The organism is Methylococcus sp. EFPC2, from assembly GCF_016925495.1.
Lineage (GTDB): Bacteria > Pseudomonadota > Gammaproteobacteria > Methylococcales > Methylococcaceae > EFPC2.
In genome coordinates this window covers 1,004,312-1,020,524 of record NZ_CP070491.1, presented here as the reverse complement: position 1 = coordinate 1,020,524, position 16,213 = coordinate 1,004,312, and the positions used below count along the sequence as shown (strand labels likewise).

13 protein-coding genes and 1 pseudogene are annotated in these 16,213 nt (G+C 62.5%); 1 reads left to right on the top strand and 13 read right to left on the bottom strand.

From position 1 onward, the window contains the following. The first annotated feature begins 551 nt into the window (after window positions 1-551). Window positions 552-1,028 (top strand): OsmC family protein, encoded by a 477-nt coding sequence (locus tag JWZ97_RS04445; protein ID WP_205433610.1) that lies wholly within the window; start codon window positions 552-554, stop codon window positions 1,026-1,028. Between the two features lie 172 nt (window positions 1,029-1,200). On the opposite strand, the pseudogene JWZ97_RS04440 reads toward JWZ97_RS04445, so the two are convergent. From JWZ97_RS04440 to JWZ97_RS04385, 13 genes and pseudogenes are all read right to left on the bottom strand, one after another. Next, window positions 1,201-3,101 (bottom strand): annotated as a pseudogene (locus JWZ97_RS04440) (family 2A encapsulin nanocompartment cargo protein cysteine desulfurase). A 67-nt stretch (window positions 3,102-3,168) separates the two neighbouring features. Beyond that, window positions 3,169-3,684, bottom strand: a complete 516-nt coding sequence (locus tag JWZ97_RS04435) for a hypothetical protein (protein ID WP_240342480.1) — start codon at window positions 3,682-3,684, stop codon at window positions 3,169-3,171. Beyond that, window positions 3,606-5,114 (bottom strand): DUF4158 domain-containing protein, encoded by a 1,509-nt coding sequence (locus JWZ97_RS19960; protein ID WP_240342479.1) that lies wholly within the window; start codon window positions 5,112-5,114, stop codon window positions 3,606-3,608. The genes JWZ97_RS04435 and JWZ97_RS19960 overlap by 79 nt, the downstream gene beginning before the upstream one ends. Before the next feature lie 7 nt (window positions 5,115-5,121). Continuing rightward, window positions 5,122-5,646 (bottom strand): site-specific integrase, encoded by a 525-nt coding sequence (locus JWZ97_RS04430; protein ID WP_205433609.1) that lies wholly within the window; start codon window positions 5,644-5,646, stop codon window positions 5,122-5,124. A gap of 146 nt (window positions 5,647-5,792) precedes the next feature. Beyond that, window positions 5,793-6,026 carry a site-specific integrase gene (locus JWZ97_RS04425; protein ID WP_205433608.1) on the bottom strand — a complete coding sequence of 78 codons (234 nt, stop codon included), beginning with the start codon at window positions 6,024-6,026 and terminating at the stop codon, window positions 5,793-5,795. Between the two features lie 239 nt (window positions 6,027-6,265). Beyond that, the gene (locus JWZ97_RS04420) at window positions 6,266-6,814 is read right to left on the bottom strand and encodes a thermonuclease family protein (RefSeq protein ID WP_205433607.1); all 549 of its coding nucleotides are present in this window, start codon (window positions 6,812-6,814) and stop codon (window positions 6,266-6,268) included. Window positions 6,815-6,939: 125 nt separating this feature from the next. Next, complete coding sequence (locus JWZ97_RS04415; RefSeq protein WP_205433606.1) at window positions 6,940-9,123, bottom strand: cation-translocating P-type ATPase; 2,184 nt, start codon at window positions 9,121-9,123, stop codon at window positions 6,940-6,942. 36 nt (window positions 9,124-9,159) lie between these two features. Then, on the bottom strand, window positions 9,160-9,504 hold the full coding sequence (locus tag JWZ97_RS04410) for a YnfA family protein (RefSeq protein WP_205433605.1): 345 nt from the start codon (window positions 9,502-9,504) through the stop codon (window positions 9,160-9,162). Further along, entirely contained in the window at window positions 9,501-12,734 is a 3,234-nt protein-coding gene (locus JWZ97_RS04405) for an efflux RND transporter permease subunit (RefSeq protein ID WP_205433604.1), read from the bottom strand. Before JWZ97_RS04405 ends, JWZ97_RS04410 begins: the two co-directional genes overlap by 4 nt. Before the next feature lie 41 nt (window positions 12,735-12,775). Further along, on the bottom strand, window positions 12,776-13,909 hold the full coding sequence (locus JWZ97_RS04400) for an efflux RND transporter periplasmic adaptor subunit (protein WP_205433603.1): 1,134 nt from the start codon (window positions 13,907-13,909) through the stop codon (window positions 12,776-12,778). A 50-nt stretch (window positions 13,910-13,959) separates the two neighbouring features. Then, window positions 13,960-15,294 carry a TolC family protein gene (locus JWZ97_RS04395; protein WP_240342478.1) on the bottom strand — a complete coding sequence of 445 codons (1,335 nt, stop codon included), beginning with the start codon at window positions 15,292-15,294 and terminating at the stop codon, window positions 13,960-13,962. A gap of 93 nt (window positions 15,295-15,387) precedes the next feature. Further along, window positions 15,388-15,789: a hypothetical protein gene (locus JWZ97_RS04390; protein WP_205433602.1), complete on the bottom strand. Its 402-nt coding sequence runs from the start codon at window positions 15,787-15,789 to the stop codon at window positions 15,388-15,390. A 99-nt stretch (window positions 15,790-15,888) separates the two neighbouring features. Continuing rightward, window positions 15,889-16,167 (bottom strand): hypothetical protein, encoded by a 279-nt coding sequence (locus tag JWZ97_RS04385; RefSeq protein WP_205433601.1) that lies wholly within the window; start codon window positions 16,165-16,167, stop codon window positions 15,889-15,891. Between the last annotated feature and the right edge of the window lie 46 nt (window positions 16,168-16,213).

The window sequence follows — 16,213 nt, the reverse complement described above, 5'->3', positions numbered from 1 at the left end:
CAGAAACTATGTCATCTCCCTCCGTATTTCGCGCCTTAAGACGAGGCAACCGCTCAAAGCGCACAACGAGCTGCAAACATTCTGATGCCGCGCGGAAATTTCGGCGGTTTGGGGTTGCATCCCCTAGACCTGATTCAACCTTCTGGGCCCGATGTCGCTGCTGTCTTGGCGTGGCGGAGTCCAATTGGCTCTCCTACCTTTTCGATGCCATTGCAAAATCCATTGGCGGGAGACATTCACTCATCACGATAGCGGCTTCGAATCGAACGGGGGATTGGCCTCGCTGAATTGGACTTTTACTGTGAGCAACGGTCGGCTGTATCGATTGTTTTGTAAGGGTTTTTTCGGGTCGTCTGATTGATGCTGACCGGATAGCCGGAAGCCAGTGGTTCATCACGAATCGCTGGCTTTTTTTTCAGACTCTCAAGAAGAGGTATGGTGCTTCACGGCCAGTATTGGCGCCAATAGACGGTCAAGGCCGCCAAGGAAAAGGCTGTGAAGCGTCGTTCTATCACGTTGTGGTTTTCACAAATCGATCAAGGAGAAACACGATGGCAAACCTGACTTTCAAAGTGGAATCCGCCTGGTCTGGTGAGGGATTTGGAGTAGAGATCAAGGCGCGTCAGCACCGCCTGCGGACGGATGAGCCAGAAGCCCTGGGAGGCAAGGATCACGGCCCCAATCCGGTGGAACTGGTGCTCGGCGGCCTGGGCAGTTGCTTGGCCGTGCTGGCAGCGCTTTACGCGCCCAAGTATGACGTGGAGTTGCAGGCGTTTTCCGTCCAAACCGAAGGCGAGATCGACCCTGACGGCTTCCTTGGCCAGGCGCCCGTCAGGCCCGGTTTCCAGGGCATCCGCTACAGCTTCAAGGTGGTGAGCCCTTCGCCGCGTGAAGCGGTGAATGCTTTGCTCACCCATATTCAGGGCCTGTGCCCAGTGAAGGACACCCTCGCCGGCGTGCCGGTCGAAGTGGACCAGACCGTGATTGATTCCAACGAAGAGGAAATCCATAACGCCGTGGCGGCCTGACTAGCCGATGTCCTCTCGTCACAAGCATGGCCTAGCCCATTCCTTGGACGCCGGAGCGAGGTGGATGGGCCCCAGGACAGCGATCTGGGGAAATCACTGGCTTTGGGGGGTGATCCGGTAGGCCCGCCCGAGGTTTTGTCTTGGGAAGGACGCATCTCACCCTGGCACCGGATTAAGACCGGTCCGCATGCGGAAATCCGCCTCGCTTCCCTTGGAGATCCCGGAGCGCAGCGACGAGGCCATCAATATCGTCGGTGGTGTTGTACAGCGTCAGTGACGGCCGGACCGTGCTCGCTAGACCGAAGCGGCGCAAGATCGGCTGCGCGCAATGATGGCCCGCGCGCACCGCGATGCCTTCCTTGTCAAGGGCGTCCCCCACCTCCTCGGAACGGAAGCCCTCGAGCACGAAGGAAAGCACCGATGTTTTCTCCCGGGCCGTGCCGATCAGACGGAGACCGGCAATCGGCTGGAGCGCCTCGGTTGCGTAGACCAGCAATTCATGCTCGTAGCGCGCGACATTCTCGATACCCAGTGCACTCAGATAACCAAGAGCGGCTCCCAGACCGACCGCATCGGCGATGTTGTTGGTTCCCGCTTCGAAGCGGGCCGGCGCGCGCTGAAACGCGGATCTTTCGAAGGTCACGTCTTCGATCATATTGCCGCCCCCTGCCAGGGTGGCATGGTGTCGAGCAGTTCCTGCCGGCCCTGCAGGACCCCGACGCCGGTCGGACCGAAGACTTTGTGTCCGGAGAAGACGTAGAAATCGCTGCCGAGCACCTGCACATCCACCGGAAGGTGGGACACCGCCTGTGCGCCATCCACCAGCACCCGGGCGCCATAGCGGTGCGCCATCTCGACCATTTCCCCGACCGGGGTGATCGTGCCCAGGGCGTGGGAGACATGGGTCAAGGCCACCAGGCGGGTGCGCGGCCCAAGCAGTTTTTCGTACTCGTCCAGAAGCACCTGGCCGATCTCATCCACCGGCACCACCCGCAGCCGTGCCCCCTTTTCGGTGGCCAGCAGCTGCCACGGGAGGATGTTCGAATGGTGTTCGAGACAGGTCAGGACGATCTCATAGCCGGCTTGCACGTGGCGGCGTCCCCAGCTTTGCGCCACCAGGTTGATGCCTTCGGTCGCACCGCGGACGAAAATGATCTCGCGGGCCGATTGGGCGTTGAGGAAACGCGCCGCCTTGTTGCGGGCATCCTCATAGGCGTCGGTGGCGCGCGCCGCCAAGGCATGGGCCGCCCGATGGATATTGGAGTTCTCGTGGCGATAAAAATGCGCGATGCGGTCGATGACCGCCTGAGGCTTTTGGGTCGTGGCGGCGTTGTCCAGCCAGATCAGCGGCCGCCCATGCCCCCGTTCCTCGAGAATGGGAAAGTCGCGGCGCACGGCATGGGCATCGAACGGTCGCCGAATCGCGCCAAGATCGGCCGGGTGCTGCGACGGTACGCTATCCGAGGCGGCGGAGGATGCTGTCGCCGGGCCGGACAGCCCCCCGTGCTCGTTGAGGAAATATAACGATGCCGCAGAAGCTTCATGCGCGGACGGAGCAGGAGCCCTCGGGAAAGGTTCCGAATCGTGGGATGCAAGGGATGAGGCCGGTACCACGCCAGGCGATGCGGGCGGGGTGTCAAGAAAATGGAAGGGAGGACCGCCACCGCCTGCGGTTGGAACTGCGACAAAGGCCCCGGGCGCGGATCTTGCCGGGAAAGCCGCGGATCGGCGCCCGAGGCCGTCGCGGGGGAGGGAACCCCTAGCGCCGAGTCGAAGTCCGGTGGGAGATCTGGGGCTGGCAGGGCGCCGGGCGAGGCCGGCTCGGCCGCGGTCAAGAAATAAGGGAGCGCCTCGGCCAAATCCGGCGCCAGCGCAGTGACGGCGGGCTGAAGCGAGAATCCCGTCGCACCGGCCAATAGGGCGGGCAGATCGCGCAGCTCCGCCTCGCCGGGCAGCGAAGGCCGGATCAGGATGGAAGTCCCCCGAATGCCCCGGCAGGGCCGCGAGCGCTTCGTTGACAAGCGCCTCGAGCGCCGCCGGGTCCGGCGGCAGGAAGGCGCCATCGGCAGACATACTCGCTCCTTCCTGCCCTTTGACACCGGACGTAGAAGTCGTCTGGGGGGCCGGCGCAGGGCCGGCATTATTTCCGATATTCGTGTTTGTAGTCATGGTACTTACCTACCTCGACATTCTCGAGCACCGCAATGGCATCGTCAGTCCGGATCGCCAGCGAGCAATACAGGGAGATCAGGTACGAGGCGATGGCCTTGCGGTTGATGCCCATGAACTTCACGGCCAGGCCGAAGCCCTGCTCGCCCGGCAAGCCCGGCGGCTGATAGAGGCCCACCACACCGCGGCGGCTCTCGCCGGTGCCCAGGAGCAGGATCTGGGTCTTGCCGTTCTCGATCTTCAATTTGTTGTTCGGAACCAGCGGCAGGCCGCGCCAGGTGAGGAACGGAGAACCGAACAGGGTGATGGTGGGGGGCGGCACGCCGCGGCGGGTGGCTTCCCGCCCGAAAGCGGCAATGGCCGTGGTATGGGCGAGAAAGAATGCCGGCTCTTTCCAGACTAGCGAAATCAGCTCATCCAGATCGTCGGGGGTGGGTGCGCCGGTAAGCGTCGAGATCCGCTGCCCCGGCACGATGTTGTTGAGCATGCCGTAGTCATGGTTATAGAGGAGTTTGGCTTGCTGCCGCTCCTCTGAACCGCGGCAAACCGGTTGGTGGACAGGCCGCGCGCGGCAGTGCGGGCGGCCCGTTCGAGTGCGGCGACGATCTCGCCGAGAAAGGCCTGCGGCTCGGCGAGCAGATCGAGCCGGCTATACGCTTGGTTGCGAGTCGCCTGCCCGCGCCGTTCGTCGTAGACGAGGTTCCAGAACGACGCATGTTCGCGGCTTTGGGCCAGAAACAAATTGCCGGCTCGGAGCGTATCCCGGATCGCGAAGGCGAGAGCAATCTCCCAGATGTGACGGTCGACCTTGCCGTTCTTGACGAGATAGAGACGCCAGGCGGCAGGAACGAAACCTTGCGGATCATCCGGTTGGACCGTCTGCTCGCCATCTGCCTCAGCCAACGCATCGACGGCGCCGAGCAGTCGGTCCAGGCCGCTGCGGGCCCGCCGGCGCAGCACGCGCTCCTTGGCCTTGACTGCGTTTTGGGCGCGGCGGTTCATACCGGTCAGGAACTGGTCATTCATCTCGACCAATTGGTCGAGCAGGGTCTTGCGCGCCTCGATGAGGTAACAGCCGACGAGCGCATCGCGCTTCGGCTTGGCAAAGCGGCGCAGATCGCCGGCGTCATAGCGGCGGCCGAGTTGGCCAAACTGACGGATGATCTTGGGATCGATCTCGGCGAGATCGTTACCGTCGGCCAGCAGTTCCTCGATCAGGTGAAGCCGCACGATGTCACCCTTGATCGTGCTGGCCTTGGCATTCTTTGGGTAGTCCTTGAGGCGGAACAGGCTGGAACGCGCGTCGCCTTTCGGCACTTCGATCAGGAGATCGATCGCCGCGCGCAGGCCATCAGGCAACTGGTTAGCAACCGTATCGAACAGGGCGGTCGTGGCCCGGGCCGCTTCGGAGGTGACGATCCGATCAAGTGTGCTCGGCGCCGGGAGGACAATCTGCCAATCTCGCAAGCGGTCTTCCACGCGGGCCAGCAGCTCCGCTACGTTGCGCCCATCGAGTACACCTTCGCGCAGCCAGTCCCTGAGACGGGCCTCGGCATCTTCGTCAAAGCTTTGGAGCCCGAGATAGCGCCGAATACGCAACGCCTGCTCCCGCTCGGTTTGTGCGCGATCGGGGTGATCGAGGACCAGCACGGGAGCCAGTTGGAGCTGGCGCGATAGATGATTGACGATCCGGAGCGGCGCCTGCCGGTAATCGTCCAGAAACCGGCCGTAAGTGCGCAACATGCAGAGCCGTAGGGCGTACCGGCGCCGCTGGTCGTCGCCGCGGCAGTGGCTGGTCTCGACCAAATCGGCCGATGCCAGGCTCCAGTTCCGGGCGAGCTCATCCTCGCTGGGCTCGGCCGGAAGGGCTAGTCGCCGCCGCCGGACCGTTTGCTGGCGATCGTCATCCGTCGACATTGAGATGCTAGCGCTCCAAGTCAGCTGCGAGGTCGTCTCGGGACGCTCGCGTGTAGATCGCGGTGGTGTCGAGCGAATCGTGACCCAGGAGACTCGCGAGCTCGACCAGCTTGCCTGGATTGTCGCGCAGATAGGCCAGCGCAAAAGTGTGGCGCGGCGTGTGGGCAGAGACCGGAATGCGGAAAAGTCGGGCACGTCGGGCGATGCCGGAGATCACGGCCTGGATGGAGCGAACCGGCAGTGCGGAATCACGGCGACTGAGAAACAGCGGCTCGCCCGCCCCGGCGCCGGGATGCTCGGCGAGGTATTGTTTCAAGGCGCGTCGTGCCGTCGCATTGAGCGGCACCTCCCGGTGCTTGAGCCCCTTGCCGTGACGGACATGAACGCCGCCAGAGCGGTCATGCAGGGTGACATCGGCTATGCGGAGGGCGGCCACCTCGCCGACCCTGAACCCGGTCTGAAGCATGAGCTGGACGAGCGCGTAATTGCGGCGGGCAAGGCCGTGGGTCGAGGCACCGGCGGCCCGCAGCATCGCATGGGCCTCGGCGTCGAGAAGGCCGTTGGGTTGAGGATGGCGCGGCAGCCGGATGCGCCGAAGATCGTGGGCAATATTGGTGGCTATCGTCCCTGTCCCTTGCGCCCATCGGCACAGGCGGCGGAGCGCATCAAGCCGCCGGTTTACCGTAGTCGGGCGTGACCGGCTGCGACCATGGCTTGGCGATAAGCGATCAGATCGAACTCATTCAGCCACTCGACCCTGGCGGGGTGACCTTGGATCGTTTTATGCCAAGCCAGAAAGTGCCGAAGATCGTAGCGATACCCACGCACGGTCGCGTCGGAGAGGTCTTCCCGTCGGAGACTGTCGACGAAGCTAGACAGCCAGTCTGGATCGTCGGATGTGGCGAATTGCACGCAATGTGATCCCCCGCGTTAGCCCCCTCGTTTGTTGCGTACAATTTGCCAGAAGAAATCTCGATATTCCAGCCAATTACAGTTGGACGTAATAATTGCACGCAATAAACCGGTGAATTGCCGGAAATCGGGCTTATTAACCACTGGTCAGCATTCAATTAGGGAAAAAGCGGTTCCTTAGCGTGCTTTATCGCACGTTTGGGCCTTCTGGCCTAATTGCCGGTCATTACACTTATGGCCTAAAAATGATGGTCGTCAGAATCATGGTCATCGTGACATGTGGCGGTGTGGGGATGGGTGCAGTCGTCCCATGGTGGAGGTGTGGAGCTGGGTGCACGGGTGCAATGGGAAAAGGGTTCGCCCCAAAACCCGTCACAGTGGCTTTGGGCGTTATTTTGAGTGCCGACCAAGGCGGGATCGGTCGCGTTAGGCTGCATCCATGCCCATCCCAAGTCAACCTGGTGAATCGCCGCATCGGCATAAAATCCATGCCTCAAGTGACAGGCCACCCAGCCGTCACTGAAACCGGTGCCGGGATTGTCGATGGAGACCTGGACGCGGCGGTTTAGGCAGAGTTTGGCCAGCTGGGCGCGCGATTTTCTGAACCCACGTTGGTGCGCCTGCGGCGCTTCTATTCCCGTCAGGTGAATTCTGACCTTTTGATGGTCGTGCCGAACGGTCAGACGATCACCGGATTGGATCGAGATTACCCTGCCGGTCCAAGTGTCGGAAAAGGCAGCAACGGGCAGGGCGAGCGTCAGGGCAATGAAAAGCCGAATCGCATTCATCGTCGATCTCCATCGTACGGAAAAGTATAAAAATAAGACGCCATGGCCACCCAAATGGTTCCGCCCTGGCGTCAGCAACTTCCGGCGCCGTTGACTCAGAGTCGCTAATATTTCCGCGTCGCCAATCATTTGATGTCCTTGACGCCATATGACCTTCCAATTTGCAATAGCCGCAGTCCATTGAAGATCACCAGCAGGGAAGTACCCATGTCTGCGGCGATGGCTGCCCACAAGGTGGCCGAGCCCAGGAAAGTCAGCGTCACGAAAAGTGCCTTGACTGCCAGCGAGAAACCGATGTTCTGACGGATGACGGCGAGGGTGCGCCGGGAGTGGCGGATCAGCCAGGGCAGCTTGGCGAGGTCGTCGGACATCAGGGCGATGTCGGCGGTCTCGATGGCGGCATCGCTGCCTACCGCGCCCATGGCAACACCTAAGCTGGCCCGCGCCATGGCCGGGGCGTCGTTCACGCCGTCGCCCACCATGGCCACCTGACCATACCGGGAAACCAGCGTCTCCACGGCCGCCACCTTGTCCGCCGGCAGCAGTTCGGCGCGAACCTCGTCCACACCCGTCTCGCGGGCGATCCGCTGCGCTGTCCCTGCGTTGTCGCCGGTGAGCATGATGAGATGCTCGATGCCGGCTTCGCGCAACGCCCGGATCGTTTCGACGGCTTCGGGGCGGACTGCGTCGGCCAGGGCGATGAGGCCGCAGACGTGGGTTTCATTGCCCACCACAACCACCGTTCTTCCGGCCTGCGACAAGCTCTCCAATTGCCGATGGGTTTCCTCGATCTCCTGCCCTCGTTCCTCCAAGTAACGGTGGGAACCGACCCAATAGGTCTTGCCATTGAATTGCCCGATGGCGCCCTTGCCCTGAAGGATTTGCACCTCTTCGGCGGGGCGGATCGTCATCCCGCGTTCCTCCGCATAACCCAGGATCGCGCGGGCAAGAGGATGATCGCTGCGCATCTCTAACGCAGCGACCCGTTCCAGCAGCTCCGCTTCATCATGGCCGCCCAAGGGAACCACATCCACGACTTTCATTCGGCCTTCCGTCAACGTGCCGGTCTTGTCGAAGGCAATCGCTTTCAAGTGCGCCGGCGCCTCGATGTACAGTCCGCCCTTGATCAGCACACCGTTGCGGGCCGAAGCGGCTAGCGCCGCTACGATACTGACCGGCGTGGAGATCACCAGGGCACAGGGGCAGGCGATGACCAGCAGGACCAAGGCGCGGTAGAGCCATTCCATCCACGGTTCGCCCAAAAGGAGTGGCGGAATCAGCAACACCGCGACGGCCAGGCCCATGACGGAAGGGGTGTAGATGCGGGCGAACCGTTCCACCCACTGTTCCGACGGCGCCCGCTTGCTTTGGGCTTCCCCCACCAGGCGGATGATGTGGGCCAGGGTGGTGTCTCCGGCGGGCTTGGTGCATTCGATTTCCAAGGCGCCGTTGCCGTTGACCGTACCCGCGAACACCTCACTGCCGGCTTGCTTCTCGACCGGTACGCTCTCCCCGGTGATGGGCGCCTGGTTGACTCCGCTGACACCTGCCCTGACCGTCCCATCCAAGGGAATCCGTTCGCCGGGTTTCACCACGAATAGCGCACCCACCGGCACGCTTTCCGGCGCTACCTCGACCTCGCGGCCATCCTCCCGCTTCAGCCGGGCGATGGGCTGTGCCAGCCCCATCAAGGCGGCGATGGCGCGGCGGGCGCGTCCGACGCTCCAGGATTCCAGCAGATGGGACAGCGCGAACAGGAACGCCACCGTGGACGCTTCGAACCATTCCTGGATGCCCATCGCTCCGATGACGGCCACCGTCATCAGCAGGTTCATATCGGGCGAAAGACGCTTCAAGGCGAACCCGGCTTTCGGCAGGATGTACCAGGCGCCCGCAAGCGCACCCAAGGCGTACAACGACTTGGCCACCGGCGGTACGTCATGCACCAAGCCGACTCCTTCGGACCCCAGCGCGTCGGTGACTCCCCCAGCCAGGATAGCGTGGGTGAGAAAGCCGGCCAGCGTCAGCAAGCCGCTGACGGCGGTCAGGACGGTTCGGCCGTGACGTTTCCAGAAAGACTCGTCGGAGGAGAGTTTCGGTTCGGACAAAAGCTTTGCCCGCATACCGGTGCGGGCGACAGCCCGGAGAATGGCGTCGGCCGAGACGGGGCTTGCGTCGCCGCCCACGCTCATGGTGCCCTCCAGCAGATTGAACGCGAGGCGGTCTTCACCACCCACCAACGGTCCCAGTTCCCGCTTGAGCACGGCGACTTCATCGGTGCAGTCCATGCCATGGATTCTGAATTGCATGTTGACGATCTCCTACGATTGGCTTAATGGGCTCCCTTAGGGGATGTTCCCGCGCGGCGTGTACATAATGACCATCACGCCAGCAACGCACAGGGCTGCGCCGAGCACATCCCATCTGTCTGGGGTCTTCCCGTCGATCCACCAGCCCCACAGCAGGGACATGAACACGAACACGCCGCCATAGGCGGCATAGACGCGTCCAAAGTGGGCCGGCTGAAAGGTAGGCACGATGCCATAACCGATGAGTACCACTGCCCCTAGCAAGCCTACCCACCACGGGTACCGGTCACGCAGCCAGAGCCAAACAAGATAGCCGCCCCCAATTTCCATGAGACCGGCCAAGAGGAAGTACAGTATCGACAGTACCGCTGGTGTAATCATGGTTCGCCTCCTGTTGTCACGGTATTGGCGTCCTCCTCCCTTTGGGTCAGCCGATAGATCACTGGCAGTACCAGCAGCGTGAGCACCGTGCTGGAAATCAGCCCGCCGATGACCACCGTCGCCAACGGCTTCTGCACTTCCGCCCCGGTGCCGGTGGCCAGTGCCATGGGCACGAAGCCCAGGGAAGCGACCAGCGCGGTCATGAGGACCGGGCGCAGCCGGGTGATGGCGCCCTGCATAATCGCCTGTTCCAGCGGCAGCCCCTCTTTTCGCAATTGGTCGATGAAACTCACCATGACCAGGCCGTTGAGCACGGCGACCCCCGAGAGGGCGATGAAGCCCACCGCCGCCGTGATCGAGAAGGGTATCCCCCGCAGCCACAGGGCCAACACGCCGCCGATCAGCGCAAACGGCACTCCGCTGAAGATCAGGAGGGCCTGCTTGACCGAGTTGAAGGCGCTGAACAACAGCAGGAAGATCAGAAAGAAGCACACCGGCACCACGACCAGCAGCCGCGCCTTGGCCTTGACCAGGTTCTCGAACTGACCGCCCCAATCCAGCCAGTAGCCGGCGGGCAACTTGAGTTCCACGTCGAGACGCTGTTCCGCCTCGGTGACGAACGAGCCGAGATCGCGTCCCCGGACATTGGCCTGAACCACGATGCGCCGCTTGCCGTTTTCCCGGCTCACCTGATTGGGGCCTTCGGCGATCTCGATCCGGGCGACTTCGCCGAGCGGAAGATAGTTAGGCTGGCCTTGACTGGCAGCGGCACTCTGCGGCAGCGGGATGGGCAGTTGCCGGAGCGCCGCCACATCGCCGCGCAGGGTTTCCGGCAGACGGACCACCAAGGCATAGCGGCGGTCGCCCTCGAACACCAGGCCGGCGTTCCGCCCGCCCACGGCGACGGCGAGGACGTCCTGCACGTCGGTGATGTTGAGGCCGTAGCGGGCGATGGCGGCTCGGTCGACGATCACGTTCAGCATCGGCAAGCCGCTGGTTTGCTCCACTTTGACGTCGGCCGCGCCGGGCACATCCTGCAACAGCCGACCGATGCGCTGGGCCAAGGGCTGCATGACGTTAAAGTCGTCGCCAAAGAGTTTGACCGCCACGTCGCTGCGCACGCCGGCGATCAATTCGTTGAAGCGCATCTGGATCGGCTGGGTGAACTCGTATTGATTCCCGGGCAGTTGTTCCAGCGCCTGTTCCATCTGCTCGACCAATTCCGCCTTCGGTTTGTCCGGCTCCGGCCATTGTTCATGTGGTTTGAGCATCACAAACGTATCGGAGGCGTTGGGCGGCATGGGATCGGTGGCCAGTTCCGCGGTACCTGTCTTACCGAAGACGTAAGCGACCTCCGGAAATCGGGCAAGGGTTTTTTCCACCTGAGCCTGCATCCCCATCGATTGAGTTAGGCCGGTACTGGGAATGCGCAGAGCCTGAGCTAGGATGTTCTTTTCGTCCAGGGTCGGCATGAATTCCTGGCCCAGGCGCGTGAACAGCCCGAGCGCTCCGACGAAGACGAGCGTCGCCACCGCCACGACCCGCACGGGAGATCGCAGGCCAGCGACCAACAGAGGCGTGTAAGCGGTCTTGACGGCGTGCATGAAACGGTTGTCCTTTTCCTCCACGTCGCCCCGGAACACCAGGGCCACCATGGCCGGCACGAAGGTCAGCGATAGCACGAAGGCCGAAAGCAGTGCCAGGATCACGGTCGCCGCCATGGGGTGGAACATCTTGCCCTCGATTCCGGTCAGGCTCAGGATCGGCACGTAGACGGTGATGATGATCGCCTGACCAAACACGGACGGCTGGATGACCTGCTTGGCGGACAGGGCGACCTCCTTGAGCCGCTCGTCGAGCGTCAGGCGGCGTCCCAGCGCATGCTGGCGTTCCGCCAGGTGGCGCAGGCAGTTCTCCACGATAATCACGGCGCCGTCGACGATCAGGCCGAAGTCCAGGGCGCCGAGGCTCATCAGGTTGCCGCTGAGGCCGCCACGAACCATGCCGGTCGCCGTCATCAGCAAGGCCAGCGGAATCACCAGCGCGGTAATCAAGGCGGCGCGCAGATTGCCGAGAATCCAGAACAGCACGGCGATCACCAGGGCCGCCCCTTCCATCAGGTTGGCGCCTACCGTCTTGATGGTGGCATCCACCAGCAGGGTGCGGTTCAGCACGGGCTTGATGCGCACGTCCGGCGGTAAGGCCTTGCCGATGGCTTTCAGTTTTTCGTCCACGGCTGCCGCGACTGCGCGGCTGTTCTCGCCGATGCGCATGATCGCGGTGCCCACGACGACCTCCTCGCCGTTTTCGGAGGCCGCGCCGGTCCGCAATTCCTTGCCGATACCCACTTCCGCCACATCGTGAACATGGATGGGGGTTCCGTCGCGCGTTGCGACGACGATGTCGGCGATCTGGTCGACGTTGGCAATTCGGCCGTCGGAACGAACCTGAAGCGACTCCCCTTGGGTTTCGATGTAACCGGCGCCGACACTGGCGTTATTGCGTTCCAAGGCGGTGATCAGGTCTTGGAACGTCAAACCGTAGGCCAGTAGTTTGGCGGGATCGGGCTGTACGTGGTATTGCTTGACGTAGCCGCCGATAACGTCCACCCCGGCCACGCCCGCCACGTTCTTGACCTGGGGACGGACGATCCAGTCCTGGACGGTGCGCAAGTACGCGGCCTGCTCGAAGGAGTGACGAAGCAACTGGCCTTCGGACGTGAGATAGCTTCCGTCGCGCTGCCAGCCCGGTGCGCCGTCTGTCGTTTCCGTGTCCCGGCCATTTGGATGCATGTATTCCACCGTCCACATGGAGATCTCGCCGAGTCCGGTGGCGATGGGTCCCATCTTGAGTTCGGCGCCGGGCGGCAGACTCTCACGCGCTTCGAGCAGGCGCTCATTCACCTGTTGGCGGGCGAAGTAAATATCCACCTCGTCGTGGAACACCGCCGTCACTTGGGAAAAGCCATTGCGCGACAGCGAGCGGGTGTAATCGAGGCCCCGGATACCGGCCAGGGCGGTCTCGATGGGAAAGGTGACCTGCTTTTCGATGTCTGTGGGCGAAAGGCCCGGGGACAGGGTGTTGATTTGCACCTGCTGGTTGGTGATGTCGGGCACCGCGTCGATGGGCAGCCGGGTGAGCGAATAGCCGCCCACCACGGCCAGCGCCAGGGTGGCCAGTGCCATCATCACGCGGTGGCGGATGGAAAACCCAAGGAGGCGCTCAAGCATGGCGGACCCCCAAAGGGTGGAACAGAACGGCACGCGGCGATTTAATGTTCATGTTCGGCCTCGCCTTTTTCCAGTTCGGCCTTGAGGATGAAACTGCCGCTTTCCACATAACGCTCACCGGGCTTGAGCCCCTCGACGATCTCTACCTGGCTGTCGTCACCGCGGCCGAGGGTCACGGGGCGCGCTTCGAAACCTTCTGCCTCTTGAACGAACACCACGGGCTTGTTCTGGATGGTCTGTAACGCGGAACGGCCCACCCGAAGCGGCACCTCCACCGCGCCGGATTGCAGCCGTCCAGTGACGAACAAGCCCGGTTGCCAGCGGCCATCCCGATTGTCCACTTCGACGCGGGCGAAGGTACGGCGCGTCTCTTCGCTCACCAGCGGCTGAACGTGGATGATTTTTCCCTGGGCTTCGGGGCCGCTCTCGCCGGCGCGGATCGAGACGGTTTGGCCGGTCCGCACCGCCGAAAGGTCCTTGGGGTAGACGCTCAAATCCACCCACACTGTGTTCAGATCCCCGAGCAGAAATATAGAGGCGCTGGACTCCACGGCTTCCCCCAAAGTGATATGCCGTTCGAGGATGGTGCCGCTGAAAGGCGCGGTGATGTCGTAGCGCCCCAAGACCTCATGAGGATGGAGAGATTCCAGGGAGTGATGGGTCAGCGCCTCCAGCTCTCGCAGTGAAATCCCCATCGCCAGGAGTTTCTGTTCCGCCGTATGTTCCTCGACCCGGGCGACCGCCAAGGCTTGTTTGGCTTCCTGGTAGAGCTGTTTGGAGGTGATTTGGTCCTTCCACAGGGATTCTTTGCGCTGGAAGGTAGCCGAGGCCAGCGCCGCCCGCTCCCGCGCCACGAGATAGATGGCGCGAGCTTCGGCCAGTTCGCGGCTGTCGATCACCGCCAGGACCTCGCCGGCCTTGACGCCGTCGCCGAGCGTTTTTTTGACCTCGCGCACCACGCCCGCTACGCGCGGCACCACGTGGGCGAGCCGGTCGGTGTTGATCATCACCTGGCCGGGGAGATTCAGGTTCGTGGCCAACTGGCCTGGTCCCGCCGTTTCGACCCGGATGCCGTTTTGTGCGAGCTGGTCGGCGCTCAGGCGAACGATGTGTTCTTCCTGGCGGCCAGCTTCATGTTCGTGGACTTCGCCCCGCGCTGGGAAAGGGAGTTCCATTAAACTTCCCACCAGAGCGATACTCGCAATGATCAATGGGTTCTTGCCTGTCATTTCGACCCCTCGGAATTTTCGACGACGGCGAGCCGTTCGCCGATAAGCCGCTCCACTTCGGCGACCCCTTGGTGATAGGCGGTGAGCGCGCGGAGGTATTGCGCCCGGGCGGTGAATAGGGTGCGTTGGGTGTCGAGGACATCCAGCAGGGCGAACTCACCGAATCGATACCCCTTCCGCACCGCCTCGAACGCGCTCTCGGCGCCCGACAAGATAGAAGTTTTGTACGTCTCCGCTTCCGCATAGGCGGCGGCGAGCGCCTGATAGGCCGTGTTCAAAGCCGTGCCGACCCGCACCTCGGCGGCGCGGCGCTCGTCCTCCGCCTTGCCGCGCCGGCGCTCCGCTTCCAGAATGCCGCCCTGATTGCGGTTGAAAACGGGCAGCGGCACCGATACGCCGGCCAGGAGGACGTAGTCATTATTCTGCCGGTAGTAGCTCGTTCCCACGGTTGCAGTAACGTCGGGGATGGCCTGGGTCTTTTCCAGATCGACCAGGGCCTGTCGTTGCGCCAGTTCCGTAGTCCAACGGGCCAGCTCGGGATTCTGGTGAATCCTTACCTGCAATCGTTCGAGGCTGGGGATGGGCGACAAGGATTCGAGTTCACCGCGTGCCTTGGCAAAACGGGGCACGACACTGCTCCAGAAGGACGCCAAGCGCCTTCGGGCGGCCTCCAGCTCCCGTTCCGCCCGCGTCAAATCGGTGCGGACGGTGGCGAGCGCGACCCTCGTGCGGGTTTCCTCCACCGGGGATACCTCGCCAACCTTCACTTGATTCCCGACCGTCGTGGCCACTTGATCCGCGAGTTCCGTTGTCTGCCGTGCCAGATCGAGCCGCGCCTGGGCGCCCAGCACTTCCGTGAAGGCCTGGGCGACCTGGGTCGCTACCGCAATGCGCACGGTCTCATAATCCCAGCCGGCAAGTTCCTGCGTCTGTTGCGCCGCCTCGATACGGGCGGCGCGCTTGCCGCCCAGCTCAATCAGTTGGCTGAGCTCCAGGGTCACGACATCGCCGTCGAATCCCTTGGCACGCACATTGGCGAAATTCGCCGCGTTAGCCCCGAAAGTTGGGTTCGGGAACAGTCCCGCCTGCAGCACCGCCGCTTCGCGGGCGCGGGTTTCCTGCGAGAAAGCGGCGAGTTCTGGGTTTCTTAGCAATGCCGCGGCGAGCGCCTGCATCAGGGTGATGTCCCCGGTAGGTTCTTCCGTGGAAGCCATCTTGATGGGTACGGCTGGCGCCGTGAGTGCAACCGTTGTGGCACCCTCGGCGTTGCTATCGAATGGAAGGAAGCCGGTCAGCACGAAGACTGCCGGTATGGTGAATTTATTGAGCACGGATGATTCTCTCAAGCGGATGGAGCGCTCTGCCGTGCGGCACGCACACGACAGCCCCTAGTGCCTTTCGACGGGCAAAGACCGCTTGGAGACCTAGATCAGCAGCACGACGCTGCGGCGGAGAAGGATGCGGGAGTCGAGGAGAGGGGGACTATGAGCGCGGAAAACGGCGATGGCCGTCCGGACGAGAGGAAGCAGGATGAAACCAAACACGACGAGCACGGCCCATCCCACATCACCCAAGCCCTTCCCGAATTCGGTGAAAGGCGTGTGCGAGCCGTGATCGTCGCTAGCAACCGGGATATCGACACAGGAAGAATCAGCGTTTTTCAGGGCTGTTTTGCCTGAGATGGCCTGATCCAAATCACGATGGCTCAGGCTGCGATGGTCATGGCCGGCGCGTTCCACCGCAACATGCCCATCCGCTCCGAAACATAGGACATAGGCCGACTGTTCGAGAACGCCCAGAGTGAAGTGCCCCAGCACCGCGACCATGAGCCACAGGCTGAGCCAGTTCTTGGATCGGCGGTCGCGACGTAGGAGCACTGACATTGAACGATTGGGATAATTTGAGAGGCAATGACTAGCGCAACGCTACTTTTTAGGCTCATGGCCCATCATGGACTGGTTTCCCTGGCAGCAGCCCATGTCATTCATCATGTCACGCATGTGTTCCATGTGTTGATCCATCATATGCATGCGCTCCTGGGCATCCTTCGTCTGGCGCATTTTGGCCAGTTCCTTTTCCATCTGCTTCAGGCGGTCCTGGGTCTCCTTTTCGGACATGGGCTGCTGTTGTTGTTCTTGAGCGGACAATGCGAAGGGGCTGAGCGATAAGAGAGCAGCGACGATCAAAAGAATGTGTGTTTTCATGATGGTCTCCTCAAGGATTGCTAGTCTACTGGCACTGGGATTTTGA